General features: G+C 72.2%; 23 protein-coding genes and 1 riboswitch. Of the genes, 16 read left to right on the top strand and 7 right to left on the bottom strand.

Annotated elements, in window-relative coordinates; genetic code table 11:
• The first annotated feature begins 234 nt into the window (after positions 1-234).
• Positions 235-1,161, top strand: coding sequence for a DMT family transporter (locus tag BOQ63_RS18535; protein WP_046385508.1), 927 nt, complete (start codon positions 235-237; stop codon positions 1,159-1,161).
• Between the two features lie 253 nt (positions 1,162-1,414).
• Here the strand turns inward: BOQ63_RS18535 and BOQ63_RS18530 are convergent, their stop codons facing one another.
• Positions 1,415-2,488: an SUKH-4 family immunity protein gene (locus BOQ63_RS18530; protein ID WP_150475982.1), complete on the bottom strand. Its 1,074-nt coding sequence runs from the start codon at positions 2,486-2,488 to the stop codon at positions 1,415-1,417.
• Between the two features lie 155 nt (positions 2,489-2,643).
• On the opposite strand from BOQ63_RS18530, the gene BOQ63_RS18525 reads away from it, so the two are divergent.
• Positions 2,644-2,859, top strand: coding sequence for a hypothetical protein (locus tag BOQ63_RS18525; protein ID WP_030287055.1), 216 nt, complete (start codon positions 2,644-2,646; stop codon positions 2,857-2,859).
• Between the two features lie 90 nt (positions 2,860-2,949).
• A complete protein-coding gene (locus BOQ63_RS18520; protein WP_037830396.1) occupies positions 2,950-3,408 on the top strand; it encodes a nuclear transport factor 2 family protein in 459 nt (152 codons plus the stop codon).
• Between the two features lie 5 nt (positions 3,409-3,413).
• Here BOQ63_RS18520 and BOQ63_RS18515 read toward each other — a convergent pair whose 3' ends face one another.
• On the bottom strand, positions 3,414-4,175 hold the full coding sequence (locus tag BOQ63_RS18515; RefSeq protein WP_030287052.1) for a TetR/AcrR family transcriptional regulator: 762 nt from the start codon (positions 4,173-4,175) through the stop codon (positions 3,414-3,416).
• Positions 4,176-4,317: 142 nt separating this feature from the next.
• Here BOQ63_RS18515 and BOQ63_RS18510 point away from each other — a divergent pair, with 142 nt between their 5' ends.
• Both BOQ63_RS18510 and BOQ63_RS18505 read left to right on the top strand, forming a co-directional pair.
• Positions 4,318-4,911 carry an NADPH-dependent FMN reductase gene (locus tag BOQ63_RS18510; protein ID WP_072654645.1) on the top strand — a complete coding sequence of 198 codons (594 nt, stop codon included), beginning with the start codon at positions 4,318-4,320 and terminating at the stop codon, positions 4,909-4,911.
• Between the two features lie 22 nt (positions 4,912-4,933).
• Positions 4,934-6,478, top strand: a complete 1,545-nt coding sequence (locus BOQ63_RS18505; protein WP_223885970.1) for an MDR family MFS transporter — start codon at positions 4,934-4,936, stop codon at positions 6,476-6,478.
• A 72-nt stretch (positions 6,479-6,550) separates the two neighbouring features.
• On the opposite strand, the gene BOQ63_RS18500 is transcribed toward BOQ63_RS18505, so the two are convergent.
• The 4 genes from BOQ63_RS18500 to gcvT form a co-directional block, all read right to left on the bottom strand.
• Positions 6,551-7,918, bottom strand: a complete 1,368-nt coding sequence (locus BOQ63_RS18500) for an L-serine ammonia-lyase (protein ID WP_030287046.1) — start codon at positions 7,916-7,918, stop codon at positions 6,551-6,553.
• Positions 7,919-8,068: 150 nt separating this feature from the next.
• Entirely contained in the window at positions 8,069-9,349 is a 1,281-nt protein-coding gene (glyA, locus tag BOQ63_RS18495; RefSeq protein WP_030287044.1) for a serine hydroxymethyltransferase, read from the bottom strand.
• Positions 9,350-9,428: 79 nt separating this feature from the next.
• The gene (gcvH, locus tag BOQ63_RS18490) at positions 9,429-9,809 is read right to left on the bottom strand and encodes a glycine cleavage system protein GcvH (protein ID WP_030287042.1); all 381 of its coding nucleotides are present in this window, start codon (positions 9,807-9,809) and stop codon (positions 9,429-9,431) included.
• A 100-nt stretch (positions 9,810-9,909) separates the two neighbouring features.
• Positions 9,910-11,031, bottom strand: coding sequence for a glycine cleavage system aminomethyltransferase GcvT (gcvT, locus tag BOQ63_RS18485; RefSeq protein WP_030287040.1), 1,122 nt, complete (start codon positions 11,029-11,031; stop codon positions 9,910-9,912).
• A 246-nt stretch (positions 11,032-11,277) separates the two neighbouring features.
• A riboswitch (glycine riboswitch) is annotated at positions 11,278-11,382 on the bottom strand.
• 186 nt (positions 11,383-11,568) lie between these two features.
• On the opposite strand from gcvT, the gene BOQ63_RS18480 reads away from it, so the two are divergent.
• From BOQ63_RS18480 to BOQ63_RS18445, 8 genes are all read left to right on the top strand, one after another.
• Complete coding sequence (locus tag BOQ63_RS18480) at positions 11,569-12,378, top strand: enhanced serine sensitivity protein SseB C-terminal domain-containing protein (protein ID WP_030287038.1); 810 nt, start codon at positions 11,569-11,571, stop codon at positions 12,376-12,378.
• A gap of 115 nt (positions 12,379-12,493) precedes the next feature.
• Entirely contained in the window at positions 12,494-13,456 is a 963-nt protein-coding gene (locus tag BOQ63_RS18475; protein ID WP_079183665.1) for an enhanced serine sensitivity protein SseB C-terminal domain-containing protein, read from the top strand.
• 457 nt (positions 13,457-13,913) lie between these two features.
• Complete coding sequence (locus BOQ63_RS18470) at positions 13,914-14,903, top strand: ABC transporter permease (protein WP_030287034.1); 990 nt, start codon at positions 13,914-13,916, stop codon at positions 14,901-14,903.
• Positions 14,904-14,954: 51 nt separating this feature from the next.
• Positions 14,955-16,727, top strand: a complete 1,773-nt coding sequence (locus tag BOQ63_RS18465) for an ABC transporter substrate-binding protein (protein WP_030287032.1) — start codon at positions 14,955-14,957, stop codon at positions 16,725-16,727.
• A 99-nt stretch (positions 16,728-16,826) separates the two neighbouring features.
• Complete coding sequence (locus tag BOQ63_RS18460) at positions 16,827-17,837, top strand: ABC transporter permease (RefSeq protein ID WP_030287030.1); 1,011 nt, start codon at positions 16,827-16,829, stop codon at positions 17,835-17,837.
• Positions 17,834-18,904, top strand: coding sequence for an ABC transporter ATP-binding protein (locus BOQ63_RS18455; RefSeq protein ID WP_030287028.1), 1,071 nt, complete (start codon positions 17,834-17,836; stop codon positions 18,902-18,904). The genes BOQ63_RS18460 and BOQ63_RS18455 overlap by 4 nt, the downstream gene beginning before the upstream one ends.
• A 34-nt stretch (positions 18,905-18,938) precedes the next feature.
• On the top strand, positions 18,939-20,024 hold the full coding sequence (locus tag BOQ63_RS18450; protein WP_072654642.1) for an ABC transporter ATP-binding protein: 1,086 nt from the start codon (positions 18,939-18,941) through the stop codon (positions 20,022-20,024).
• Between the two features lie 45 nt (positions 20,025-20,069).
• Complete coding sequence (locus BOQ63_RS18445) at positions 20,070-20,729, top strand: trimeric intracellular cation channel family protein (protein WP_030287024.1); 660 nt, start codon at positions 20,070-20,072, stop codon at positions 20,727-20,729.
• On the opposite strand, the gene BOQ63_RS18440 is transcribed toward BOQ63_RS18445, so the two are convergent.
• The gene (locus BOQ63_RS18440) at positions 20,635-21,411 is read right to left on the bottom strand and encodes an IclR family transcriptional regulator (protein WP_030287022.1); all 777 of its coding nucleotides are present in this window, start codon (positions 21,409-21,411) and stop codon (positions 20,635-20,637) included. The genes BOQ63_RS18445 and BOQ63_RS18440 overlap by 95 nt on opposite strands.
• A 168-nt stretch (positions 21,412-21,579) precedes the next feature.
• Between BOQ63_RS18440 and BOQ63_RS18435 the strand changes: the two genes are divergently transcribed.
• The 3 genes from BOQ63_RS18435 (at position 21,580) to BOQ63_RS18425 (ending at position 25,262) form a co-directional block, all read left to right on the top strand.
• A complete protein-coding gene (locus tag BOQ63_RS18435; protein WP_030287020.1) occupies positions 21,580-22,761 on the top strand; it encodes a cysteine desulfurase family protein in 1,182 nt (393 codons plus the stop codon).
• A gap of 61 nt (positions 22,762-22,822) precedes the next feature.
• Entirely contained in the window at positions 22,823-23,959 is a 1,137-nt protein-coding gene (mnmA, locus tag BOQ63_RS18430; RefSeq protein ID WP_030287018.1) for a tRNA 2-thiouridine(34) synthase MnmA, read from the top strand.
• Between the two features lie 121 nt (positions 23,960-24,080).
• A complete protein-coding gene (locus BOQ63_RS18425; RefSeq protein WP_072654640.1) occupies positions 24,081-25,262 on the top strand; it encodes an alpha/beta hydrolase family protein in 1,182 nt (393 codons plus the stop codon).
• Positions 25,263-25,329 lie beyond the last annotated feature (67 nt).

The raw sequence follows: 25,329 nt of genomic DNA, 5'->3' as shown, positions 1-25,329 counted from the left end.
TGTGCCTGCGCAGGAAGTCGGGCCCGTCGACTTCCCGCGCAGGCCGGGTACCATCGGGCCCGTGAACTCGTACTGGCACGTCGTGCTGCCACCGCTCAGCGCCTGACCGGGCGCACGCAGTCGGTGGCTTGATCCCGTCGCCCCCGCCCAGGGGGTTCTGTGGCGTGCGCCCGCTTCGAAACCAGTTCCTCTGATGGTCTTCGACGACGGAAGTTCACGACTGTGCCGAATCGTTTGTCCGCGCCTGAGCGCGCTCGTCTGACCCCCGCTCCTCGCCGTACCCGCCCGATCGACGGGCCGCTGCCGATCCTGGTCTCCGCGCTGTTGTGGGGCACCACCGGAACGGCCGCCTCGTTCGCGCCCGCAGGCGCTCCGGCGGCCGGGATCGGGGCCGCCGCGCTGGTGCTCGGTGGCTCGCTGCTGTTCCTCACCGACCGCGCCGCGTGGGCGCTGCCCCGGGTGTGCGGGATGGTTGAGCGGTGGCTGCTGGTGGTCGGGGCGGTGGCCGTGGTGGGGTACCCGGTCACCTTCTACCCGGCGGTGACCCGCACCGGGGTCGCGGTGGCGACCGTGATCGCGCTGGGCAGCGCGCCGGTGTTCACCGGACTGCTCGGGTGGCTCGCCCGGCAGGGGCGGCCGAGCGGGCGGTGGGCCGGGGCCACCGCGCTGGCCGTGCTCGGCTGCGGGGTGCTGGTGCTCGGGCCCCAACTCACCGGTGGCGGCTCGACGGTGGATCTGCTCGGGGCGCTGTTGGCGGCGCTCTCCGGGCTCTCGTACGCGGTGTACTCGCTGATCGCCGGGCGGCTGATCGCGGCCGGGCACCCGTCCGGCGGGGTGATGGGCGCGATGTTCGGCGGGGCGGCCGTGCTGGTGCTGTCGGTGCTGCTCGCCGGTCCGACCGGCTGGCTGCTCTCGGTGCGTGGGGCGGGCGTGGTGCTGCATCTCGGGGTGGTCACCACCTTCCTCGCCTACCGGCTCTTCGGCCACGGACTGCGGCACACCCCGGCACAGATCGCCACCACGTTGACCCTTGCCGAACCCGCTGTCGCCGCCGTCCTCGGCGTCGCGGCCCTGGGCGAGCGCCTGCCGACGGTGTCCTGGTGCGGGCTCGCGGTGCTCGCGGGCGGCCTGGGGGTCCTGACCCTCCCCGCCCGGCGGTAGGCGGTTGCTGCCGCACAGGAAGTCGGATGGGCCGACTTCTGGTGCGCGGGCTCGCTGTGCTTGCGGTCGCTCTGGCGGTCCTGATGCTGCTCGGTCTGCTGCTGCACAGGAAGTCGGACGGGCCGACTTTCTGTGTGTGAGGTTGTGCGGTGTGTTCGTGGTGGCCGTGGGGGGCCAGCTGCGGGCCTGGTGGTGGGCATGGTGCCGCACCAGAAGTCGGCCCGTCCGACTTCTGGTGCGGCGGGCGGCCCGCTCAGCCCAGGAGGCCGCCGGTGTACGGGTCTTCGGCGAGGAGGCGCCAGGAGTGGCGAGGGGTCGCCCAGGCCTCCGGGTCCACCCGCTCGACCAGCTCCTCGACGACGGTCCGCAGGAACAACTGGGGGTCGAACACGTGCCAGTCCTCGCCCTCGGCCTCGTCCTCCACGTACTCCCAGCGGTCATGGTCGGCGCGCAGCCGCTCGTACGTCCACAGGGCGTAGAGCAGGGCGGAGACGTCCCGGTGCAGGTACGACGCCGGGTCGTCGGCCCCGTACAGGCCGGGCAGCTCCAGGCGGCCGGTCGCGCCGTCGAGTGCGATCACCAGGTCGTGCGGCCAGTAGGCGAGGGCGAGGCGGCCGGGGTGGGTGGAGTCCAGGGCGGCGAGCGGGTCGTCGGGGTCGACGCCGAACATCTCGCTGTCCAGCGGCAGGCCCGCCTCGACGAGGAGCCGCCGGGTCGGCTCGTGGGTGAGCTCGGCGGGCAGGTCCTCGGCGCGGTAGCGGCGGACGGCGCCGTCCCCGTCCCCGCCGACCAGCCGGGCGAGGTCCTCGACGAGGTCCGGTTCGAAGGCGTAGGCGGGGCCGCCCGGTTCGCCGGGGCGGGCACCCCAGGCCAGCGACGCGACCAGCAGCGCCGTGCACCAGTGCGCCGGCCGGGCGGTACCGGCGAACAGCGGCTCGTCGACCGCCCGCATCCGCTGCTCGGCGGCCGCCACCACGGCGTCCACCACCGCCGCGCCCCGGCGGCCCCCGTGGGCGCCGGGGCCCCCGGCGCCGGTCGCGACCGCCTCGACCTCCCGGACCAGGGCCACCAGCGCGGGCAGCGAGGTGGCCAGCAGGTCGCCCTCGGACCCGTCGCCGAGCCGCAGCTCGCCGGTCACCCCGTCCAGGGCGACCGGGTCGCCGTACACCGCCTCACCGATGACGAACCAGCGCCCGCCTCCACCAGGCGCAGCGACGGGAGCGCGGAACTCCAGGAACGCGCCGTCCCCGGGCAGCCCCTCCGTCAACAGGTGCTCGCGACTGGGCTCGTGCGTCAGCCCCTCCGGCAGGTCCATCACGTCCGGCATCCCCGTTCCCCGTCCCGCTCTTCAGCTCCGCGATCGATCGGTCGAGAGCGTACGAGAGGCCCCCGACAGCGACTCCTGCGGGGGTTCGAAGTTCCACGCACAGGAAGTCGGACCGGCCGACTTCCTGTGCAGCGGCGGCTGGTTGACTGGGCGCCGTGGACGAACCGGAGATCTCCCGGTTTTCGCTGTTCCAGTCCGCAGCCGAGGCGCTGCGCCCACTGGCCCGGCTCACCGTGGACCTGGACGAAGTGGCCCGGCGGCTCGGCCTCGCGCCGGAGGACTCCGTCCGTGGGACGGCGGTACGACTGCTGGAAGGGCACCGGCGCTGGGTGGGATACCTCTCCGTGGGGGACTCGCCGCTCAGTGGGTAGGGTGCGGTTGATCGAGCGATCAGCGGGGCCAAGTGGACTGCCGCGCAGGGGTTCTGGTCTTCCCGTCCGTTGACGAAGGGGTCTGCAGTCATGTCGGAATCCGCTACGCCCGGCCCGCTTGAGCTGCTCGCCCGCTACCGGCGGGCGATGCTCGACCTGGATGCGGATGCGCTGGCCGAGCTGTACGCCGAGGACGGGGTGCACGAGTTCCCGTTCCTGTTCCCGGGGATGCCCGAGCGCTACCGGGGGCGCGAGGAGGTGCGGGCCGGGTACCGGGCGGCCTGGGGTGCGAGTGAGGCCCGGCCGCGGGAGATCCGGCAGGTCGCGGTCCACCCGGGCGCCGATCCGGAGGTGCTCACCGTGGAGCAGCTGGTGGTCGGGACGGTGGCCTCCACGGGCAAGGAGTTCGCCCTCCCCGGACTGCTGGTGATGCGGGCCCGGGGAGGGCAACTGGTGCACGTCCGCGACTACATGGACGGGCTCGGCGTGGCGCGTGCCATGGGGCGGCTGTCGGCCGTCGCTGCCCGCCTGGAGGCGGCGGGGTCGTAGCGGGCTCAGATGCCGAAGTGGGCGGCGATGCCGTCGAGGACGCAGTCGAGGCCGGTGGTGAAGTGCCAGTCGGGGTCGTCCTTGCGGGTGGCCTGCTGCAGGTACTGCTGGTAGGAGGGGTAGCGGCCGGTGCCCATCAGGTAGGTCATCCGGGGGGCCAGGCCGGCCCGGGTCTCGTCGCCGTCGGACCAGCCGCGGGCGCGGCGCAGGTCCTCAAGGGCGACCTCGGAGGCGGACGAGCCGTGGACGTAGACGGCGACGGTGCGGAAGACCGCCATGGTGGTGTCGGCGTCCAGGCCGCGTTCGGCGAGGGCGGCGAACGCCCGTTCCGGGACCGCGAGTTGGTTGGGGCTGAGGGAGAACGGGGTGGCCGCCCGGGCGATCCAGGGGTGGGCCAGGTTCATGGCGCGCAGGTGGACGGCGAGGGAGTGCATGGCTTCGCGCCAGCCGTCGGCGGGGGTGTCCAGGGGGAGCTGCCCGTACACGAAGTCGACCATCAGCTCGATGAGTTCGTCCTTGCCGGAGACGTACCGGTAGGCGGCCATCGGGGCCACGCCGAGGGCGGTGGCGAGGCGGCGCATGGTGACGGCGTCCAGGCCCTCGGTGTCGGCGATGGCGACCGCGGCCTCGGCGATCCGGTGCGGGGTCAGGGTGGTGCGCGGCGCGGGGGAGGGGCGGTCGAGCCGCTCCCAGAGTGAGGGCTGCGGCTTGTCGCGGTCGTCGGCTGCGGCGTCGCTGTCCCCGGTGGGGGCCTGCTGAGCGGGCATGGGGGCGGGCTCCTTCCGGCTGGAGGTGTCCACCGTACCACTCGCGTGTACGGCGTATCTCGAGAGTGGACGCCGTACATATTCGTGTGTACGTTGTATCGAGCCGATACGGCGTACACATCGTCCCGGAGGGGGAACAATCATGTCCATCGATCAGGACCTGAAGATCGCGGTCATCCTCGGCAGCACCCGCACCGGCCGCTTCGGCCCGGTCGTCGCCGACTGGCTGCTCGGCCACCTGGGCGCCCGCGAGGACATGACCGCCGACCTGGTCGACCTGGCCGCCACCCCGCTGCCCACCGTCTTTCCGCCCTTCGGCGGCGAACTGCCGCCCGGCGAGGCGGAGTTGCTGGCGGCCGTGTCGCCCAGGCTGGCGGCCGCCGACGCCTTCGTGTTCGTCACGCCCGAGTACAACCACAGCTTCCCGGCCCCGCTGAAGAACGCCATCGACTGGCACAACCAGCAGTGGCACGGCAAGCCGATCGGTTTCGTCTCCTACGGCGGGCTCTCCGGCGGCCTCCGGGCGGTGGAGCAACTGCGCGTGGTGATGGCCGAGTTGAACAGTGTGACGATCCGCAACACGGTCAGCTTCCACGGCGCCGCGCAGGCCTTCGACGCCGACGGCAAGCCGCGCGACCCGGCCGCCGACGCCGCCGCCAAGACCCTGCTCGACCAGCTGGCCTGGTGGGCCCACGCGTTGCGGGATGCCCGGCGGACCCGCCCGTTCGCCGCCTGAGCCCCGGAAAGGGGGAACGGCCATGACCGCGGAACCGCTCGACGACCGCCCCAAGCCGCCACTGCTCGGCGTGCTCGGGCTGATGCTCGGCATCTTCCTCTCGGCTCTCGACGGCCAGATCATCGGCACCGCGCTGCCGACCGTCGTCGGCGACCTCGGCGGACTGGAACACCTCGCCTGGGCGGTCACCGCCTACCTGCTCACCTCCGCCGCCGCCACCCCGCTGTGGGGCCGGCTCGGCGACCTGTACGGCCGCAAGGGCGCGTACCAGTGGGCGGTCGCGGTGTTCCTGGTCGGCTCGATGCTCTCCGGGCTGTCGCAGGACATGGGCCAGTTGATCGCCTTCCGGGCGCTCCAGGGGATCGGTGCCGGCGGGCTGATGGTCGGCGCGCTCTCGGTGATCGGGGTGCTCGTGCCCGCCTCCGACCGGGGCCGGGTGCAGTCGGTGATCGGCGTGCTGATGCCGATCGCCTTCGTCGGCGGCCCGCTGCTCGGCGGCTTCCTCACCGACCGGCTCAGCTGGCGCTGGGCCTTCTACGTCAACCTGCCAGTCGGTGTGTTCGCCCTGCTCGCGGTCGGCGCCGGGGTGCGGCTGCCGAAGGCCGAGCGGGCCCGTGCCCCCTTCGACCGGGCCGGGGTCGTCCTGCTGACCACCGGCATCCTCGGGCTCACCCTGGTCAGCAGCTGGGGCGGGACGCTGTACGCCTGGACGTCCCCGCTGATCCTCGGAACGGGGGCGGTCGCGGTCGCCGCGCTGGCCCTGTTCGTCCGGACCGAGCGGCGCGCCCCCGGACCGCTGGTCCCGCCCGCGCTGTTCCGCAACCGCAACTTCACGGTGTCCCAGGTGCTGGGCTTCCTCACCGGCGCGGTCATGCTCGCCCTGATCGGCTACCTGCCGCAGTACCTCCAGCTCGTCCAGGGCGCGTCGCCGACCACCGGCGGGCTGCTCCTGCTGCCGCTGATGCTCGGCATGATGGGCACCCAGCTGGTCACCGCCCGGCTGATGGGCCGGCCCGGCGGCGAGCGGCGCTACCCGCTGCTGGGCGGGGTGCTGGCCCTGGCCGGGTCCGCGCTCCTGCTGCTCCTGGGGACGGACACGCCGCTGGCGTGGGCCTCCGGGCTCACCGCCGTCGCCGGGATCGGCATCGGACTGCTGATGCAGAGCACCATGCTGACCTCGATGGCCGCCGTGCCGCGCCGGGACATGGGTGCCGCGATGGGCGTGGTGACCCTGCTGCGCAGCATCGGCGGCTCGCTCGGGACGGCCGCCCTGGGCGCGGTCTACACGGCACGGCTGACCGCCTCGCTGGGGGCGCGGCTGGGCCCGGCCGAGGCCGGCCGGCTGACCGGCGGTGGCGGGCTCACCCCGGCCTCGCTGGCGGGCCTTCCGCCGGCCGTCCGGGACGCCGTCGGGACGGCGGTCACCAGCGGGCTGCACGGCACGGTGGCCGGGGGCGCAGCCCTGGCGGCGGTGGCGACGGCGGTCGCCTGCCTGGCCCGGCCGGCCTCCGCACCGGAGCCGCGGGAAGCCGCGGCGCCGGCGGAGCGGGCGGCGGTCCCGAACTAGGCCACGGCCTAGCGGGTCGGCCCCCGGGCGCTACGGGGTTGCGTCCGGGGGCCGACCGTCAGGCGTCCGTGATCAGCACTCGATGACGTTCACGGCGAGGCCGCCGCGCGAGGTCTCCTTGTACTTGATCTTCATGTCGGCGCCGGTCTCCTTCATCGTCTTGATCGCCTTGTCCAGCGAGACGTGGTGGCGCCCGTCGCCGCGCAGCGCCATCCGGGCCGCGGTGACGGCCTTGACCGACGCCATGCCGTTGCGCTCGATGCAGGGGATCTGGACCAGGCCGCCGACCGGGTCGCAGGTGAGGCCGAGGTTGTGCTCGATGCCGATCTCGGCGGCGTTCTCGACCTGCTCGGGGGTGCCGCCGAGGACCTCGGCGAGGCCGCCCGCGGCCATCGAGCAGGCGGAGCCGACCTCGCCCTGGCAGCCGACCTCGGCGCCGGAGATGGAGGCGTTCTCCTTGAAGAGCATGCCGATGGCGCCGGCTGCGAGCAGGAAGCGGACGATGCCGTCGTCGTCGGCACCCGGGATGAAGTTCAGGTAGTAGTGCAGGGTGGCGGGGATGATGCCCGCCGCGCCGTTGGTGGGCGCGGTGACCACCCGGCGCCCGGAGGCGTTCTCCTCGTTGACCGCCATCGCGTAGAGCGTCACCCACTCCATCGCGTTGGCCGGGCCGATCCCCTCGGCGCGCAGCGCACGCGCTGCCGCGGCGGCCCGGCGGCGGACCTTCAGCCCGCCTGGCAGGATCCCCTCGCGGGTCATCCCGGCCCGCACGCACTCCTGCATCACGGACCAGATCTCCAGCAGACCGGTCCGGATCTCCTCCTCGCTGCGCCAGGCCTTCTCGTTCTCCAGCATCAGGCCGGAGATCGACAGCCCGGTCTCCCGGGTGAGCCGCAGCAGCTCCTCGCCGGTGCGGAAGGGGTAGCGCAGCACGGTGTCGTCGGGCTTGACCCGGTCCGCACCGATCGCGTCCTCGTCCACGACGAAGCCGCCGCCGACCGAGTAGTAGGTCTTCTCCAGCAGCGTGGAGCCGTCCGCCGCGTAGGCCCACAGGGTCATGCCGTTGGCGTGGTACGGCAGCGAGCGGCGCCGGTGCAGGACCAGCTGGGTGTCGGGGTCGAAGTCGACGGGGTGCTCGCCGAGCAGGCTGAGCCGCTTCTCGGCGATGATCCGCTCGACGTCCTTGTCCGCCTGGTCGACGTCGACGGTGCGGGGCGAGTTGTCCTCCAGCCCCAGCAGGACGGCCTTCGGGGTGCCGTGGCCGTGGCCGGTGGCGCCCAGCGAGCCGTACAGCTCGGCGCGCACGCCGGTGACCCGGTCCAGCAGGCCTTCGGAGCGCAGCCGGCGGGCGAACATCCGGGCCGCGCGCATCGGGCCGACGGTGTGGGAACTCGACGGACCGATGCCGATGGAGAAGAGGTCGAAGACGCTGATGGCCACGGGGGACGTCCTTGTCTGGTCTCGTGGAAGGACTTGCGGGCAGGGGGATGACACGGGACGGGGCACCGCGCGCACTGTCCAGTGTGCGCGGTGCCCCGGGGCCGCAGGTGCACCGGCGGGGTGAGGCCGGTCACCTCATCCCGAACGGGATCACTCCTGGCCGGCCAGGTTCGGGTAGAGCGGGTACTTCTCGGCCAGGGCGGTGACCCGGGCCTTCAGGGCGGCGGCGACGGTCTCGTCGAAGGCGGGCTTGAGCGCCTCGGCGATGATGTCGGCGACCTCGCGGAAGTCCTCGGCCTTGAAGCCGCGGGTGGCCAGGGCCGGGGTGCCGATGCGCAGGCCGGAGGTGACCATCGGCGGGCGCGGGTCGTTCGGGACGGCGTTGCGGTTGACGGTGATGCCGACCTCGTGCAGCCGGTCCTCCGCCTGCTGGCCGTCGAGCTGGCTGTTGCGCAGGTCGACCAGGACCAGGTGGACGTCGGTGCCGCCGGACAGCACGGAGGCGCCGGCCTCGGCGACGTCGGCCTGCAGCAGGCGCTCGGCGAGGATCTTGGCGCCCTCCAGGGTGCGCTGCTGGCGCTCCTTGAACTCCTCCGAGGCGGCGACCTTGAAGGCGACGGCCTTGCCCGCGATCACGTGCTCCAGCGGGCCGCCCTGCTGGCCGGGGAAGACCGCGGAGTTGATCTTCTTGGCCCACTCGGCCTTGGACAGGATGACGCCGCCGCGCGGGCCGCCCAGGGTCTTGTGGGTGGTGGTGGTGACCACGTCCGCGTACGGCACCGGGTTCGGGTGCAGGCCCGCGGCCACCAGGCCGGCGAAGTGGGCCATGTCCACCATGAGCAGCGCGCCGACCTCGTCGGCGACCCGGCGGAACTCGGCGAAGTCCAGCTGGCGCGGGTAGGCGGACCAGCCGGCGATGATCAGCTTCGGCTGGTGCTCCTTGGCCAGGCGCTCGACCTCGGCCATGTCGACCTGACCGGTCTTCTCGTCGACGTGGTACGCGACCACGTTGTAGAGCTTGCCGGAGAAGTTGATCTTCATGCCGTGGGTCAGGTGACCGCCGTGGGCCAGGTTCAGGCCCAGGATGGTGTCGCCCGGCTGGATCAGCGCGAACATCGCGGCGGCGTTGGCCTGCGCGCCGGAGTGCGGCTGGACGTTGGCGTGCTCGGCGCCGAACAGGGCCTTGATGCGGTCGATCGCGATCTGCTCGACCACGTCGACGTGCTCGCAACCGCCGTAGTAGCGGCGGCCGGGGTAGCCCTCGGCGTACTTGTTGGTGAGCACCGAGCCCTGGGCCTCCATGACCGCCACCGGGGCGAAGTTCTCGGAGGCGATCATCTCCAGGGTGGTCTGCTGGCGGTGCAGCTCGGCGTCGACCGCGGCGGCGATCTCCGGGTCGAGGGCGTGCAGGGACTGGTTGAGAACCGTCATGGTGTGGTCTTCCCGGGAGGAGGAGGGAAAGGGGCCGGGGCGGGACGGACCGCGCTGCCGCGGCCCGTCCCTGCGGGGCTCAGCCCTGGGGGTTGGTGAGCGCGTCGTACTCGTCGGCGCTGAGCAGCTCGTCAGTGGCCTCGACGCGGACCTTGAACAGCCAGCCGGCCTCGAACGGGGCGCTGTTGACCAGGGCGTTGTCGTCCAGGACGTCCTGGTTGACCTCGGTGACCTCGCCGGTCACCGGGGAGTACAGGTCGCTGACCGACTTGGTGGACTCCAGCTCGCCACAGGTCTCGCCGGCGGTCACGGTGTCGCCGACCTCGGGCAGCTGCACGTAGACGATGTCACCGAGCGCGTCGGCGGCGTGCTTGGTGATGCCGACCGTGGAGACACCGTCCACGGCGGCGGTCAGCCACTCGTGCTCCTTGGTGTACTGCAGGTGCTGGGGGTTGCTCATGGCGTCATTCTCCAGGATGGGAAGCGGGTACGACGCAGCGGGCCGCCGCACGGACGGCTCCGACGTGCGCGTATGGGAAATCGAGGGGTCCTGCGAGGCCTCAGCGGGCGCGCTTGTAGAACGGCAGCGCCACGACCTGGACGGGCTCGTGCTTGCCGCGCACGTCCACGGCGACGGTGGTGCCCGGCTCGGCGTGGGCCGCGTCGACGTAGGCCATCGCGATCGGCTTCCCCAGCGTCGGGGACGGCGCGCCGGAGGTGATCCGGCCGATCGGGGCGCCGTCGGTGGAGACCACCGTGTACTCGGCGCGCGGCACGCGCTTGCCCTCGGAGACCAGGCCGACCAGCACCTTCGGCGGGTTGCTCTCGGCCGCGGCCGCCGCCTGCTCCAGCGCCTTGCGGCCGACGAACGCGCCGTCGTTGGTGGTCTTGTCGAAGCGGACGACCCGGCCCAGGCCCGCGTCGAACGGAGTCAGGTCGGTGGACAGCTCGTGCCCGTACAGCGGCATGCCCGCCTCCAGGCGCAGCGTGTCGCGGCAGGACAGACCGCAGGGGACCAGGCCGTGGCCCTCGCCCGCGGCGGTCAGCGCCTGCCAGACGGGCTCGGCGTCGACCGGGTGGCAGAAGATCTCGAAGCCGTCCTCGCCGGTGTAGCCGGTGCGGGCCAGCAGCACCTCGCGGCCGGCCACCTTCGCCGGGAGGATCGCGTAGTACTTCAGGCCGGGCAGGTCGGCGTCGGTGGTCTTCGCCAGGATGGCGGTGGCCTCCGGGCCCTGGACGGCGATCAGCGCGTAGGTGTCGCGGTCGTCGGTGACGACGGCGTCGAAGCCCTTGGCGCGGGCGATCAGCTCGTCCAGCACCAGCTGGGCGTTGGAGGCGTTGGCGACCACCAGGAAGGCGTCCTCGCGCAGGCGGTAGACGATCAGGTCGTCCAGGATGCCGCCGTCCTCGGCACAGATCATGGTGTAGCGGGCGCGCAGCACGCCGAGCGCCGAGACGAAGCCGACCAGGGCGTGGTCCAGCATCTCGCCGGCCTGCGGGCCGGTGACGGTGATCTCGCCCATGTGCGAGAGGTCGAACAGGCCGGCCTTGGTGCGGACGGCGAGGTGCTCCTCGCGCTCGCTGCCGTAGCGCAGCGGCATGTCCCAGCCGGCGAAGTCGGTCATGGTCGCGCCGAGGGCGCGGTGCAGCGCGTCGAGCGCGGTGAGGCGGAGGGACGACATGGCCAGGAACTCCTCGGTCGGGGCACTCAGGGGTGCGCGCGCCGGAACCGGACCCGCTCGGGACCGACCCTGCGCGCGGGCATGCGGCGGCGTGGGTCTCCCCATCTGTCGTCGAACCTGAGAGCTTCACCGCCCACCTGCCCGCAGCTGGTGCCAGCATCAGCTGGTTCCAGCATCGGGGACAGGACGGCGGCTTGCACCGTGGGTGGGCGCGCGACAGGGCCGTGCGCCGCTTTCCAGATGTGCCTAACCCGCGCGGTAGGGGGGCCTGAGAGATTCCGGGGAGGACTTGCTCCTTCGGCGCCGGCTGTGCCCCCTGCGGGGCACTCCGGGCTCTCCCGCGCGGGTTCGAGCGGCCGGTGTGGAGTTGTGGGGGCCCGCGGCGCATGCCGTCGGACGCGCACATCATGGCACGTCCGCGCGGAGGAGGGGAGGGGGGACCCGGTCGCACGGCACGGAGCCGAACACGAGCCCTAAACTCTTCCGCGTCGGCGCAGCAGTGGGCGGCCGACCCGGCACGAGGGCGGACGGCGGCGCATGGGGTACCCGGTGGAGCAGCAGCAGGGGTGGGACGGGCCGCAGGCGGCGCCGTCGGGCGGCGCGTGGCCGGCGAACGAGCTGGAGCAGGTGCTGACGGCCGCGCTGGGCGACCCGGGGGCGACGCCGCGGGTGATCGAGGTGCTGGCCCGCAGCCAGGTGTGGATCCCGCTGCCGGCCGGGGGCGACCCGAACGGGCAGTCGCTGGACCTGCCGACCGTCGAGCTGGCCGGGGCCCCGTACGTGCCGGTGTTCTCCTCGCAGGAGGTGTTCCTGCAGCAGGCGCCGGGGATGGCCTTCGCGATCGCGCCGGCCTGGGAGTTCGCCCGCGGACTGCCGCTGGGCGTGGGCATCGCGGTCAACCCGGAGGCGGCGGTGGGCATCCCGGTGCCTCCGCAGGGCGTGGCGGAGCTGCGCCGGGGCCCTCGGGAGGCCGCCCGCTGGGAGCACACCGAGAACGCGTCGGAGGCGCCGACCGGCGGCCGGGTGGCGCTGCGCGAGCCGGTGCCGGGCGAGGACCCGGAGCATTTCCTGGCCGCCTGCCGGGCCGAACTGTCGGCCCTGCCGGGTGTCCTGACCGCGCGCCGGGCGCTGGCCAGCATCGAGGGCGAGCCGACCGTGATGTTCGTGGGCGTCCAGCTGGACCCGGCGGCCCCGGCCGACCCGGGGGCGGTGAACGAGGCGCTCGGGCGGGCCCTGGGAACCGCGCCGCTGCCGGGCGGCGTCCACCTCGTGCTGCTCGACCTCGCCGACGACCCGGTGGTCGAGTGGCTGCTGACCCAGGTCATGCCCTTCTACTCGCGGGTGTGAGCGGGGATCCTTCACAGGCACGTCGCCGTGGCGGCGGCCGGTGCCGCGCCATAGGGTGCGTGCAGGCGGCTGACGGGCCGGCGGGTTCAGGAACGAGGCGCGGCGAGGTGGGCGCATGAGTGCGGGAACGGGAGCGGGCGGGGTGCCGGGGCCCTGGGGCCAGGCACCGGCCGGGCGCCCGGGCGCGGATCCGGGCGCGCTGGAGCAGGCCCTGCGCGAGGTCGCGCCGGAGCGCTGGGACGCGTACGAGCGGCTGCTGCACGCGCTGGCCGAGGGCCAGGTCCTGATGCTGCTGTGGCACGGCAGCCCGGGCAGTCCGGATGCCCAGTACGGGAACATGGAGATCAGCGGCCACGGCTACGCGCCGGCCGTCACCTCGCCCGAGCAGCTGACGGCCTCCGGCTGGGCGCGGGCCCACGAGGTCATCTCCGGGCGGGAGATCGCGGCGTCGCTGTACCGCACCCGCTGGGGCCTGTGGCTCAACCCGCACGCGCCGGGCGGCGGGGTCGGGGTGCCGTGGGCGGACCTGCGGCGGATCGCCGCGGGCCTGGACCGGCTGCCGGCCGGTCCGTTGAAGCTGAGCGAGCCGCAGGTGAACGCCCAGCAGTTCTTCGCGCTGCTGGAGCGGCAGGCGGGCGAGGTGCGCGCCGTCCGGGCGCTGCGCCGGGCCTGGGTGCAGCCCTCGGTGGGGGAGCCGTACCTGGCTATCGGCCTCGACCTGTACGAGAGTTCTCCGCCGGCGGTGGAGGCGGTGCGGGCGCTGATGCAGCGGGCGATCGCGGTGGCCCCGGAGGGGCTCGCGGTGTCCACGGTGGCGATGGCGGACGAGTACGACCCGGTGGCGCTGTGGATGCGCGCCAACGCGCGGCCGTTCTTCGACCGGGAGGCGGGCCGCCCGCCGACGGGCCCGTACCCGCCGGTGCCGCCGTACCCGGGGCAGTCGATGCCGGGCCGGCCGATCCCCGGTCAGTCGATGCCCGGGCAGCCGTCTTCGGGGTGGGCTTACGGCACCCAGCCGCCCGCACCGGGCTGGGGGCAGCAGCCCCAGCCGCCGTGGCCCGGATACCCCGGCCGCTGATTGCCAAACCCGCTCTTGTTAAAGCCTTTACCACGAAGCCGACTTGATCCCTGATCAGGTCGGCTTCGGTGCTTTCGGGACGAATTTCCGTTCCGGGTGCCGGCACATCTTGACATGGCAGTTACAGCCGTGTGAAGAGGGATATGCCGAAGATCGGGAAGGTGCATGCGTGCAGATCACAGTTGGGCATCTGTCGCTTGTCAGGGCTGGCGCAAGCCAGTTCGGATGGCAGAGAGTTCTGCGCAACGCATCGCGCGTACTGGAAACCCCACGAAGGTGAACGCGCACGCCGACCGCTCGATCCACGCGACGCCCATCCCGCGTGGAGGCAGTACCCGTGCACGACGTACTGCCGCGAACACCTGCACCTAGCACCTCCGCACGTCCGCAGCCGTACCGCCGAACCGGCGCCCGGCACCCGTGGGCCGGCCACCGTCGGCGAGGGGACCAACTGACCATGACCGCACCCATGACAACCGCCGGGAACGCACCCGAGGCACCCGCCTCCCCGAGCCCGGCCAAGACGATCGAGGGCCGTTCCCTCGGTCGGATCGCCTGGACCCGCTTCAAGCGGGACAAGGCCGCCGTCGCCGGCGGCATCGTGGTGATCCTGCTGATCCTGCTGGCCCTCCTGGCCGGGCCGCTGGAGTCCCTGTTCGGGCTCGACCCCGACCAGCCGAACACCGATCTGCTGGACGCCGACCTCGGTGGACTCCCGCTCGGCGACTGGGGCGGGATGAGCGCGGACCACCCGCTCGGCATCGACCCGCTGCAGGGCCGCGACCTGCTCGCCCGCGTGGTCGACGGCTCCTGGGTCTCCCTGCTGGTCGCCTTCGGCGCGACCGTCCTGTCCAACACCCTCGGCACCGTGCTCGGCGTGATGGCCGGCTACTACGGCGGCTGGGTGGACACCGTGATCAGCCGGTTGATGGACGTCTTCCTGGCGTTCCCGCTGCTGCTGTTCGCCATCGCGATCTCCGCCTCGCTCCAGGGCGGCGCGTTCGGCCTGCACGGCCTCCCGCTGCACATCATGGTGCTGATCTTCGTGATCGGATTCTTCAACTGGCCCTACATGGGCCGGATCGTGCGCGGACAGACCCTCTCGCTGCGCGAGCGGGAGTTCGTCCACGCGGCCCGCAGCCTCGGCGCCCGCGGCCCGTTCATCCTGTTCAAGGAGCTGCTGCCGAACCTGGTCGGCCCGATCCTGGTCTACTCGACCCTGCTGATCCCGACCAACATCCTCTTCGAGGCCGGCCTGAGCTTCCTCGGCGTCGGCATCCAGCCCCCGCAGTCCTCCTGGGGCGGCATGCTCGCCGACGCGAAGAACTACTACCAGGTGGACCCCCAGTACATGGTGGTCCCCGGCCTGGCGATCTTCATCACCGTGCTCGCGTTCAACCTGCTCGGCGACGGGCTGCGTGACGCCCTCGATCCCAAGAGCAACTGACTTCCCGTCAGTACCCTCCTTCCTCCACACCTCAAGGGGTTGATCTCACCCATGCGTAGGTCCCGTACCGTCGCGCTGACCGCCGCGGCCGCCGCCGCGGTCCTGGTCGTCACCGGTTGTTCGTCCAGTTCCAAGAGCGGCGACAGCTCCTCTTCCTCCTCCGGCAACGCGGGCGGCGGCGGTGCCGACGCGGCCACCAAGCAGATCGTCAACGCCTCGGACAAGAAGGGGGGGACGGTCACCTACGAGATGAAGGGCACCCCGGACTCCCTCGACCCGGGCAACACGTACTACGCGTACATCTACAACTTCTCGCGCCTGTACGGCCGTCCGCTGACCACCTTCAACCCGGCCGCCGGCGCGGACGGCAACAAGCTGGTCCCGGACCTCGCCGAGTCGATGGGCCAGCCCAGCGCGGACGGCCTGACCTGGACGTACAAGCTGCGCGCGGGCCTGAAGTACGACGACGGCACCCCGATCACCTCCAAGGACGTCAAGTACGCCGTGGAGCGCTCGAACTACGCGCCCGAGGTGAACTCCAACGGCCCGACGTACTTCCACGACCTGCTGGTCGACAACCCGACGCCGTACCAGGGCCCGTACAAGGACAAGACCGGCGACCTGAAGTCGATCGAGACCCCGGACGACACCACGATCGTCTTCCACCTGCAGCACCCCTTCGCCGACTTCGACTACCTGGTCAGCGCCCCGCAGACCGCGCCGGTCCCGCAGGCCAAGGACACCGGTGCCGACTACGTGAAGCACATCATGTCCTCGGGCACCTACAAGTTCGAGTCCTACGAGGACGGCAAGCAGGCCGTCCTGGTCCCGAACACCAACTGGGACAAGAGCACTGATCCGATCCGCAAGCAGCTGTCGGACAAGATCGTGCTCAAGATGAACATCGACCAGGCCACCATCGACAAGGACCTGCTGGCCGGCAACGCCCAGGTCGACCTGGTGGGCGGCGGCGTCGACCCGCAGACCCAGGCGCAGATCCTGCGCGACCCGAAGCTCAAGGCCAAGACCGACAACGCCTACGGCGGCCGCCTGGTCTACATGGCGATCAACACCAAGGTCGCGCCGTTCGACAACATCGACTGCCGCAAGGCCGTCCAGTACGCGATCGACAAGGTCGCGGTGCAGACCGCGCTCGGCGGACCGATCCGCGGCCAGGTGGCCAACACCGTGCTCCCGCCGGACATCCCGGGCCACCAGGACTTCAACCTGTACGAGACCAAGGACAACAAGGGCGACCAGGCCAAGGCCAAGGAATCCCTGAAGGCCTGCGGCAAGGAGGGCGGCTTCAGCACCGTCCTGACCGCCCGCACCGAGCGTGCCACCGAGGTCGCCGCGGCCACCCAGATCCAGGCGCAGCTGAAGAACATCGGCATCAACGCCGAGATCCAGCAGTTCCCGCAGGGCAAGTACCTGACCGACTCGGCCGGTGCCCCGCAGTTCACCGAGGACCACAACATCGGTCTGATGATGATGCAGTGGGGGGCCGACTGGCCGACCGGCTACGGCTTCCTGCAGCAGGTCGTCGACGGTCGCGCGATCAAGCCGTCCGGCAACACCAACATCGCCCAGCTGAACGACCCGGCCGTCAACAAGATGATCGACGACGCCGCGATCAACCCCGACCGGGCCGCCCGCGAGAAGATCTACGGCGACATCGACAAGAAGGTCATGGAGTCCGCGGTCTACGTCCCGCTGACCGACTTCAAGGTCTTCCTGTACCGCCCGGACAACGCCACCAACGTCGCCTCCACCTCGGCCTTCTCGGGTGAGTACGACTACCTGAACATCGGCACCACCAAGTAAAGAGCCTGGCTCCGCATCCCTGAAGGCAGGTGAAGGCAGCGGCGCCCGCCGCCGTCCGGCAGATCCCGGACGGCGGCGGGCCGCCGGAGCCGCCCAACTGTGTTTGCCTACATCATCCGCAGGATCTTCGCGGCCGCGGCGTTGCTGCTGGTCGTCAGCGCGGTCACCTTCGCGATCTTCTTCCTGCTTCCGCGCTTCGCCGGCGAGACCGCCGACCAGCTGGCCGCGCAGTACATCGGGAAGAACCCGTCGCCCGAGGCGATCGCGGCGGTCAAGAAGAACCTGGGCTTCGAGCAGCCGCTGTACACCCAGTACTGGCACTTCCTGAAGGGGCTGGTCAGCGGCGCCGAGTACAAGTTCGGCCCGGAACCGGCCACCTGCCACGTGCCCTGCTTCGGCTACTCCTTCAAGAACCACCTGGAGGTCTGGCCGGAGATGACCAGCCGGATCCCGGTGACCATCTCGCTCGCCATCGGCGCGGCGGTGCTCTGGCTGGTCTCCGGCATCACCACCGGCGTGATCTCCGCGCTCAAGCCGCGGTCGGTCTTCGACCGGCTCTCCATGGGCGTCGCCCTGGCCGGCGTCTCGCTGCCGGTCTTCTTCACCGGCGCCCTGCTGCTGACGGTGTTCAGCTACGAGTGGCCGATCCTGGACAACTTGCACTACGTCGACTTCACCGAGGACCCGCTGATGTGGGCCCGCAACCTGATCCTCCCGTGGATCTCGCTGGCCTTCCTCTACTCCGCGCTCTACGCCCGGCTCACCCGCGCCGGGATGCTGGAGACGATGAGCGAGGACTACATCCGCACCGCCCGGGCCAAGGGCCTGGTCGAGCGCAAGGTGGTCGTCAAGCACGGACTGCGCTCCGCGCTCACCCCGATCGTCACCATCTTCGGCATGGACCTCGGCCTGCTGCTCGGCGGTGCGCTGATCACCGAGCAGGTCTTCTCGCTCAACGGCGTCGGCCAGTTCGCCGTCCAGGCGATCAACGACAACGACCTGCCCAAGGTCCTCGGCGTCACGCTGCTCGCCGCCTTCTTCATCGTCGTCTGCAACCTCGTGGTCGACCTCCTGTACGCCCTCGTCGACCCCCGCGTGAGGCTCTCGTGACCGACCTCCAGAAGACCCCGGCGGACTCCGCTCCCGCTCCTCTGGGAGACCCGTTCCTGTCCGTCCGCGACCTGCGGATCCACTTCGACACCGACGACGGCCTGGTCCGCTCGGTGGACGGGGTCAGCTTCGACCTGCACAAGGGCCGCACCCTGGGCATCGTCGGCGAGTCCGGCTCCGGGAAGTCGGTCACCTCGCTCGGCATCATGGGCCTGCACCGCTCCAAGCGGGCCCGGATCAGCGGTGAGATCCTGCTCGACGGCGAGGACCTGATCGCGGCCGGACCGGACCGGGTGCGCCAACTGCGCGGCCGCGAACTGGCGATGATCTTCCAGGACCCGCTGACCGCGATGCACCCGTACTACACGGTCGGCGCGCAGATCATCGAGGCCTACCGGGTGCACCACCCGAAGGCCACCAAAAAGGAGGCCAGGGCCCGGGCCGTCGAGATGCTCGACCGGGTCGGCATCCCGCAGCCCGACCGCCGGCTGGACGACTACCCGCACCAGTTCTCCGGCGGCATGCGCCAGCGCGCGATGATCGCCATGGCCCTGGTCAACGACCCCTCGCTGCTGATCGCCGACGAGCCCACCACCGCCCTGGACGTCACCGTCCAGGCGCAGATCCTGGACCTCATCCGCGACCTCCAGGAGGAGTTCGGCTCCGCCGTCATCATCATCACCCACGACCTCGGGGTGGTCGCCGAGCTCGCCGACGACATCCTGGTCATGTACGGCGGCAAGTGCGTCGAGCGCGGACCCGCCGCGAGCCTCTTCGACGCGCCCGAACACCCCTACACCTGGGGCCTGCTGGGCTCGATGCCGCGGCTGGACCGGGAGTTGCAGGAACGGCTCGTCCCGGTGAAGGGCACCCCGCCCAGCCTGATCAACGTGCCGTCCGGCTGCGCGTTCCACCCGCGCTGCCCGTACGCCGCCCTGACCGGCGGGCGCTCCACGAGCGAGGTCCCGGTGCTGACCGAGGCCGCGCCCGGGCACCACGCGGCCTGCCACCTGGCGGCCGACGAGCGGCACCGCATCTTCACCGAAGAGATCGCGCCCCGGCTGTGAGCCCGGCCCCGTACCACCTTTCTGGAGAGAACCGATGACGGACACTCAGGGGGCGACCATCCCTTCGCCGGCACCCGCGCCCGAGCGCGAGCCGCTGCTGAAGGTGACCGGCCTGACCCGGCACTTCCCGATCCGCGGCGGACTGCTCCGGCGCCAGACCGGCGCGGTGCGGGCCGTCGACGGCATCGACTTCACGGTCAACGCCGGTGAGACGCTGGGCGTCGTCGGCGAGTCCGGCTGCGGCAAGTCCACGATGGGGCGGCTGATCACCCGGCTCGACGAACCCACCGGCGGGAAGATCCAGTTCGAGGGCACCGACATCACCCACCTGGGCGTCGGCGCGATGCGGCCACTGCGCCGCGACATCCAGATGATCTTCCAGGACCCGTACTCCTCGCTGAACCCGCGGCACACCGTCGGCACCATCGTCAGCGCGCCGTTCAGGCTCCAGGGCGTCCAGCCGGAGGGCGGCGTCAAGAAGGCCGTGCAGGACCTGCTGGAGCTGTGCGGGCTCAGCCCCGAGCACTACAACCGCTACCCGCACGAGTTCTCCGGCGGCCAGCGCCAGCGCATCGGCATCGCCCGGGCGCTCGCGCTGAAGCCGAAGATGATCGTCGCGGACGAGCCGGTCTCGGCGCTCGACGTGTCGATCCAGGCGCAGGTGGTCAACCTGCTGGACGACCTCCAGCAGGAGCTCGGCCTGACCTACCTGATCATCGCGCACGACCTCTCGGTGGTGCGGCACGTCTCCGACCGGGTGGCGGTGATGTACCTCGGCAAGATCGTCGAGATCGCCGACCGCGACTCGCTCTACCGCAGCCCGATGCACCCGTACACCAACGCCCTGATGTCGGCCGTCCCCGTGCCGGACCCGCGCCGGCGCCAGAGCGGCGGCCGCGAGCGCATCCTGCTCAAGGGCGACGTGCCCTCGCCGATCAACCCGCCGAGCGGCTGCCGGTTCCGCACCCGCTGCTGGAAGGCGCAGGACGTGTGCGCGAGCCAGGAGCCGCTCCTGACGGCGCTCGAGACCGGGCACCAGGTGGCCTGCCACTTCCCTGAGCGGAGCGAGGGGAACGATGGGCACAGCCCTGAGAATGCGCCGGAGAATCAGGGTTCCTAGGTTCGAATCGGAGGGGAAGGTTTCGCGACAGGTCATAGTTGTAGGGTGACCTCGCAGATCTTCCCCTCCGACGTCCAGCAGTCGCTCGACCTGGCCGGCATATTCGTCTTCGCCCTCTCCGGGGGGCTGCTCGCCGTCCGCAAGAACATGGACATCTTCGGGATCTGTGTGCTCGCGGAGGCCACCGCCCTGGGCGGCGGGGTGATCCGCGACCTGGTCATCGGGGCCACGCCGGTGGCCGCCTTCAGCAACTTCGGCTACTTCGTGACCCCGCTCGCGGCCGCACTGGTGGTGTTCTTCCTGCACCCCGAGGTCGAGCGGATCAACCGCGCGGTGCAGACCCTGGACGCCCTCGGCCTCGGGCTGTTCTGCGTCACCGGCACCGCCAAGGCGCACGACTACGGGCTGGGCGCGGTAGCCGCGATCGCGCTCGGCATGGTGACCGCGGCCGGCGGCGGCGTGATCCGCGACGTGCTGGCCGGGGAGATCCCCTCGCTGCTGCGCTGGGACCGCGAGATCTACGCCGTCCCGGCCCTGGTCGGCGCCGCCCTGGTGGCCGCGCTGATCGGCGCGAACCGGCTCACCGGCGCCACCGGCACGGCCGCCGCGCTCACCGCCTTCGGGCTGCGGATGCTCGCCCTGAGGTACGGCTGGCGCGCCCCGCGGGCCTGGCACCGCAACGGTTCTCGCACCAGCGAGGAGTAGGCGAGCCGCCGTACGCGAGGGAGATCGCCTCGGCCGTGCAGAGCAGCTCCGGCAGCATCCGGGCCAGTTCGGCCGGCGCCACCTGGCTGGCCGGGGCGCTCAGCGCGCAGGCCGCGACCGTCCGCCCGCCGCTGCCCGCGACCGGCGCGGCCACGCAGGTCACCGGCTCCCGGTGCTCGGCCGACTCGGCCGCCCAGCCCCGGCGGCGCACCGCCGCCAGCTCGGCCGGCAGCTCCTCCTCGCGGGTGCCGTCCTCCGGCAGCCCGGCGAGCAGCACCCGCCCGACCGCCGTCCCGGTCACCGGGGCGCGGCGTCCGATCCGGGGCGGCAGGGCGGTGGGCGGCGGGCCCACCTCGTCCAGGTAGAGCACCTCGCCGTCGTGCAGCACGGCCAGCTGGACGGTGTAGCCGCAGCGGGCGTTGAGCGCGGCGAGGTACGGCGCGGCGACCTGCCGGACGTCGAAGTCCTCCAGTGCGCGGTGTGCCAGCGAGAGCACCCGGCCGCCGACCCGGTAGCGCAGGTCGGGCTGGCGCCGGACGAATCCGTGCTCCTCCAGGGTGCGCAGCAGCCGCAGCGCGGTGGACTTGTGCACCCCGAGGCTGCTCGCGGCCTGATCCAGCGAGAGCGGTCCGTCGCCGAGCGAGCCGAGCAGCGTCAGTGCGCGGTCGACCGACTGCGACATGGACGCCCCCCTGGTTCGTTCGAGAAGTGTTCGTCAGGCTAACCGCTGGGCGGCACAGTGGTACAAACCAGTGCCGGACGCCGTCGTCCGGATCAGTGGCCGGATCGGTGGCCGGATCGGTGCGCACCGGGTGGGGCCCCGGGTCGCGGCCTCTACAATCGGATGGTTATGCCATACCTGGACCATGCGGCGACCACGCCGATGCTGCCCGAGGCGATCGCCGCGATGACGGCGCACCTGGGGGTGGTCGGCAACGCCTCGGCCCTGCACGCGGCCGGCCGCCGGGCCCGCCGGGTGGTCGAGGAGTCCCGCGAGTCGCTGGCCGAGTCGCTGGGCGCCCGCCCGAGCGAGATCGTGTTCACCGGCGGGGGCACCGAGTCGGACAACCTGGCGGTCAAGGGCTTGTACTGGTCCCGCCGGGGCGCCGATCCGGCCCGCACCCGGGTGCTGTCCAGCCCGGTCGAGCACCACGCGGTGCTCGACGCGGTGCACTGGCTCTCCGAGCACGAGGGCGCGACGGTCGAGTACCTGCCGGTGGACGGGTACGGCCGGGTGCACCCCGCGGAACTGCGGGCGGCGATCGAGCGCGACCCCGCGTCGGTGGCCCTGGTCACCGTGATGTGGGCCAACAACGAGGTCGGCACCGTCCAGCCGGTGCGCGAACTCGCCGCCGTGGCCGCCGAGTACGGCATCCCGATGCACGCCGACGCGGTGCAGGCGCTGGGCCAGGTCCCGGTCTCCTTCGCCGAGTCGGGGCTCACCGCGCTCACCGTCACCGGCCACAAGATCGGCGGCCCGTTCGGCATCGGCGCGCTGCTGCTCTCCCGCGGCGCCACGCCCGTACCGCTGCTGCACGGCGGCGGCCAGGAGCGCGACGTGCGCTCCGGCACCCTGGACGCCCCCGCCGCCGCCGGCTTCGCGGCCGCCGCGGCCTGGGCCGTCGAGCACCGGGCCGAGCACGCGGTGACGCTGGGCGCGCTGCGCGACGAGCTGGTGGCCGGGGTGCTGGCGGCCGTCCCGGACGCGGTGCTCAACGGCGACCCGGCGGCGGAGGGCAGGCTGCCCGCCAACGCCCACTTCTCCTTCCCCGGCTGCGAGGGCGACGCCCTGCTGATGCTGCTGGACGCCCAGGGCATCGAGTGCTCCACCGGCTCGGCCTGCTCGGCCGGGGTGCCGCAGCCCAGCCACGTGCTGCTCGCGATGGGCGTCGACCCGCTGCTGGCGCGCGCCTCGCTGCGGTTCTCGCTCGGGCACACCTCGGTGCGCGAGGACGTCACGGCGCTGACGGCCGCGATCGGCCCGGCCGTGCAGCGGGCCCGCAACGCCGGGCTGGTGACCGTACGCCGGTAGTCCGTACGGGGAGAGGGCCCGCCCTGGGCATGTCCGGCGGCCCCGTACGCTTGTACTCACCATGACTGACTTCCCGGGTGCCCCGACCACTCCGTCCACCGGCCGCCTGCGCGTGCTCGCGGCGATGTCCGGCGGAGTCGACTCCGCCGTCGCCGCCGCCCGCGCCGTCGAAGCCGGGCACGAGGTGACCGGCGTCCACCTGGCGCTCTCCGCCAACCCGCAGTCCTTCCGCACCGGCGCGCGCGGCTGCTGCACCATCGAGGACTCCCGGGACGCCTGGCGGGCCGCCGACGTGATCGGCATCCCCTTCTACGTCTGGGACCTCGCCGAGCGCTTCCGCGAGGACGTGATCGACGACTTCGTCGCCGAGTACGCGGCCGGACGGACCCCGAACCCCTGCCTGCGCTGCAACGAGAAGATCAAGTTCGCCGCGCTGCTGGACAAGGCGATCGCGCTCGGCTTCGACGCCGTCTGCACCGGCCACTACGCCCGGATCGTCGACCTCCCGTCCGGCGAGCGCGAGCTGCACCGCGCGGTGGACGGCGCCAAGGACCAGTCCTACGTCCTCGGCGTGCTCGACGCCGACCAGCTCGCCCACTCCCTCTTCCCGCTCGGTGACACCACCAAGGAGGAGATCCGGGCGGAGGCCGAGCGCCGCGGCCTGGCCGTCGCCAAGAAGCCCGACAGCCACGACATCTGCTTCATCGCCGACGGCGACACCCAGGGCTTCCTGGCCCGGCACCTCGGCACCGCCACCGGCGACATCCTCGACGTCGACGGCACCAAGCTCGGCGAGCACGACGGCGCCTACGGCTTCACCATCGGCCAGCGCAAGGGCCTGCGGATCGGCCGCCCGGCCGCCGACGGCAAGCCGCGCTACGTCCTCGACATCTCCCCGGTGAACAACACCGTCACCGTCGGCCCCGTCGAGGGCCTCGACGTCACCGCCCTGACCGCCATCCGCCCCCGCTGGTGCGGCACCGAGCCCCTCACCGAGGGCCGCTACACCGCCCAGCTCCGCGCCCACGGCGAGGAGGTGCCCGTCTCCGCCTCGATGGTCGGCGACACCCTCCACGTCCGCCTCGACGCCCCGGCCCGCGGCATCGCCCCCGGCCAGGCAGTGGTGCTCTACGACGGCACCCGCGTCATCGGCTCCGCCACCATCGCCACCACCGAGCGCCCGGCCGTCAACGCCTGAGCGGGCCATGGCGGCGTCATCCGAATGGATGACGCCGCTGAATCGCCCGGATGGCCGTGGCCGGAGAAGGCATCCATCGGGCTGATTCGAGGGTGCGGGCGGCGAACCTAACGTCAGGGGCATGAACCGATCCCGCCGCATCGCGGCCGTCGCCGCCCTTGTGCTCGCTCTGCCGCTTCCGATGGCCGGGGCCGCGATGGCCTCGCCGTCGCCGTCCGCAACTACGGCTGCCGCCGCGGCCGTTGCCCCTGCCGCCTTCCACGCCGAGCTGCCCCGCCCGACCGGGCGGTACGCGGTGGGGGAGGAGGTGCTGCACCTGACCGACCACAGCCGCACCGACCCCTGGGTGCCCTCGGCCGGGCCGCGGCAGCTGGCGGTCTCGATGTTCTACCCGGCCCGGCCCGGCACCGGCGAGCCCGCTCCGTACATGACCCTCGGCGAGGCACAGGGCTTCGTGGCGACGCGGGTTCCGGCGGGTACCGGACTGCAGCCGCAGGACGTTGTGAACATCGACACCCACGCCTACACCGGCGCGAAGGCCGCGGGCGGGAAGTTCCCGCTGGTGGTCCTCTCCCCGGGCTTCGAGAACCCCCGCGCCACGCTGACCGGCCTGGCCACCGACCTGGCCGGTCACGGCTACGTGGTGGCCCTGGTCGGCCACACCCACGAGGACTCCGGCGAGACCCTCGCCGACGGCAGCACCCCCGGCTGCGCGCTGTGCGACACCGGCGCACCGGACTCGCTCCCGGACAGTCGGGCGAAGGACGTCTCCTTCGTCCTGGACCAACTGACCGGGCACCACCCGGCCTGGAGCCTGGCGCACCTGATCGACCGCGACCGCATCGGCATGGCCGGGCACTCGATCGGCGGCGCGTCGGCGCTGACGGCGATGGCCGAGGACCGGCGCATCCTGGCCGGGGTGAACATGGACGGAGCGTTCTGGCCGCCGATTCCGACCGACAAGCTCGAGGGACGCGCGTTCCTCCTGCTCGGCAAGCAGAGCGACCACGCCGTCGGCGGCGGGGAGACGTCCTGGGGGCGGACCTGGGCGGGTTGGGAGGGCTACAAGCCCTGGCTGGCCGTCGCGGGCACCAACCACTCCAGCTTCACGGACGTCCCGGTCCTGGCCGCCGCGGCCGGCCTGCCGTTCCCCCCGGGGACGACCACCTCGCCGGAGCGCGGGATGCAGCTGACCCGGGAGTACGTCGGAGCCTTCTTCGACCAGTCCCTGAAGGGAATCCACCAGCCCTTGCTCGACGGCCCGTCGGCGGCGAACCCGGAGGTGCTCTTCCAACACCCGTGATCGTCTCGCATCCGAAGCCATGACGGGCGACACCTGCTGTGACCCGGTGGCCTGCTCGGCGAGCGGG

It is taken from the genome of Streptomyces viridifaciens, from assembly GCF_001888885.2.
Lineage (GTDB): Bacteria > Actinomycetota > Actinomycetes > Streptomycetales > Streptomycetaceae > Kitasatospora > Kitasatospora aureofaciens.
This window is presented reverse-complemented; position numbering and strand designations above follow the sequence as displayed.

Bases quoted from the DNA above. Each gene is read 5' to 3' on its own strand.
- BOQ63_RS18530 (WP_150475982.1), bottom strand. From the start codon at position 2,488: ATGCCGGACGTGATGGACCTGCCGGAGGGGCTGACGCACGAGCCCAGT.
- BOQ63_RS18520 (WP_037830396.1), top strand. From the start codon at position 2,950: ATGTCGGAATCCGCTACGCCCGGCCCGCTTGAGCTGCTCGCCCGCTAC.
- BOQ63_RS18515 (WP_030287052.1), bottom strand. From the start codon at position 4,175: ATGCCCGCTCAGCAGGCCCCCACCGGGGACAGCGACGCCGCAGCCGAC.
- BOQ63_RS18510 (WP_072654645.1), top strand. From the start codon at position 4,318: ATGTCCATCGATCAGGACCTGAAGATCGCGGTCATCCTCGGCAGCACC.
- BOQ63_RS18505 (WP_223885970.1), top strand. From the start codon at position 4,934: ATGACCGCGGAACCGCTCGACGACCGCCCCAAGCCGCCACTGCTCGGC.
- glyA (WP_030287044.1), bottom strand. From the start codon at position 9,349: ATGACGGTTCTCAACCAGTCCCTGCACGCCCTCGACCCGGAGATCGCC.
- gcvH (WP_030287042.1), bottom strand. From the start codon at position 9,809: ATGAGCAACCCCCAGCACCTGCAGTACACCAAGGAGCACGAGTGGCTG.
- gcvT (WP_030287040.1), bottom strand. From the start codon at position 11,031: ATGTCGTCCCTCCGCCTCACCGCGCTCGACGCGCTGCACCGCGCCCTC.
- BOQ63_RS18480 (WP_030287038.1), top strand. From the start codon at position 11,569: ATGGGGTACCCGGTGGAGCAGCAGCAGGGGTGGGACGGGCCGCAGGCG.
- BOQ63_RS18475 (WP_079183665.1), top strand. From the start codon at position 12,494: ATGAGTGCGGGAACGGGAGCGGGCGGGGTGCCGGGGCCCTGGGGCCAG.
- BOQ63_RS18470 (WP_030287034.1), top strand. From the start codon at position 13,914: ATGACCGCACCCATGACAACCGCCGGGAACGCACCCGAGGCACCCGCC.
- BOQ63_RS18465 (WP_030287032.1), top strand. From the start codon at position 14,955: ATGCGTAGGTCCCGTACCGTCGCGCTGACCGCCGCGGCCGCCGCCGCG.
- BOQ63_RS18450 (WP_072654642.1), top strand. From the start codon at position 18,939: ATGACGGACACTCAGGGGGCGACCATCCCTTCGCCGGCACCCGCGCCC.
- BOQ63_RS18440 (WP_030287022.1), bottom strand. From the start codon at position 21,411: ATGTCGCAGTCGGTCGACCGCGCACTGACGCTGCTCGGCTCGCTCGGC.
- BOQ63_RS18435 (WP_030287020.1), top strand. From the start codon at position 21,580: ATGCCATACCTGGACCATGCGGCGACCACGCCGATGCTGCCCGAGGCG.
- mnmA (WP_030287018.1), top strand. From the start codon at position 22,823: ATGACTGACTTCCCGGGTGCCCCGACCACTCCGTCCACCGGCCGCCTG.
- BOQ63_RS18425 (WP_072654640.1), top strand. From the start codon at position 24,081: ATGAACCGATCCCGCCGCATCGCGGCCGTCGCCGCCCTTGTGCTCGCT.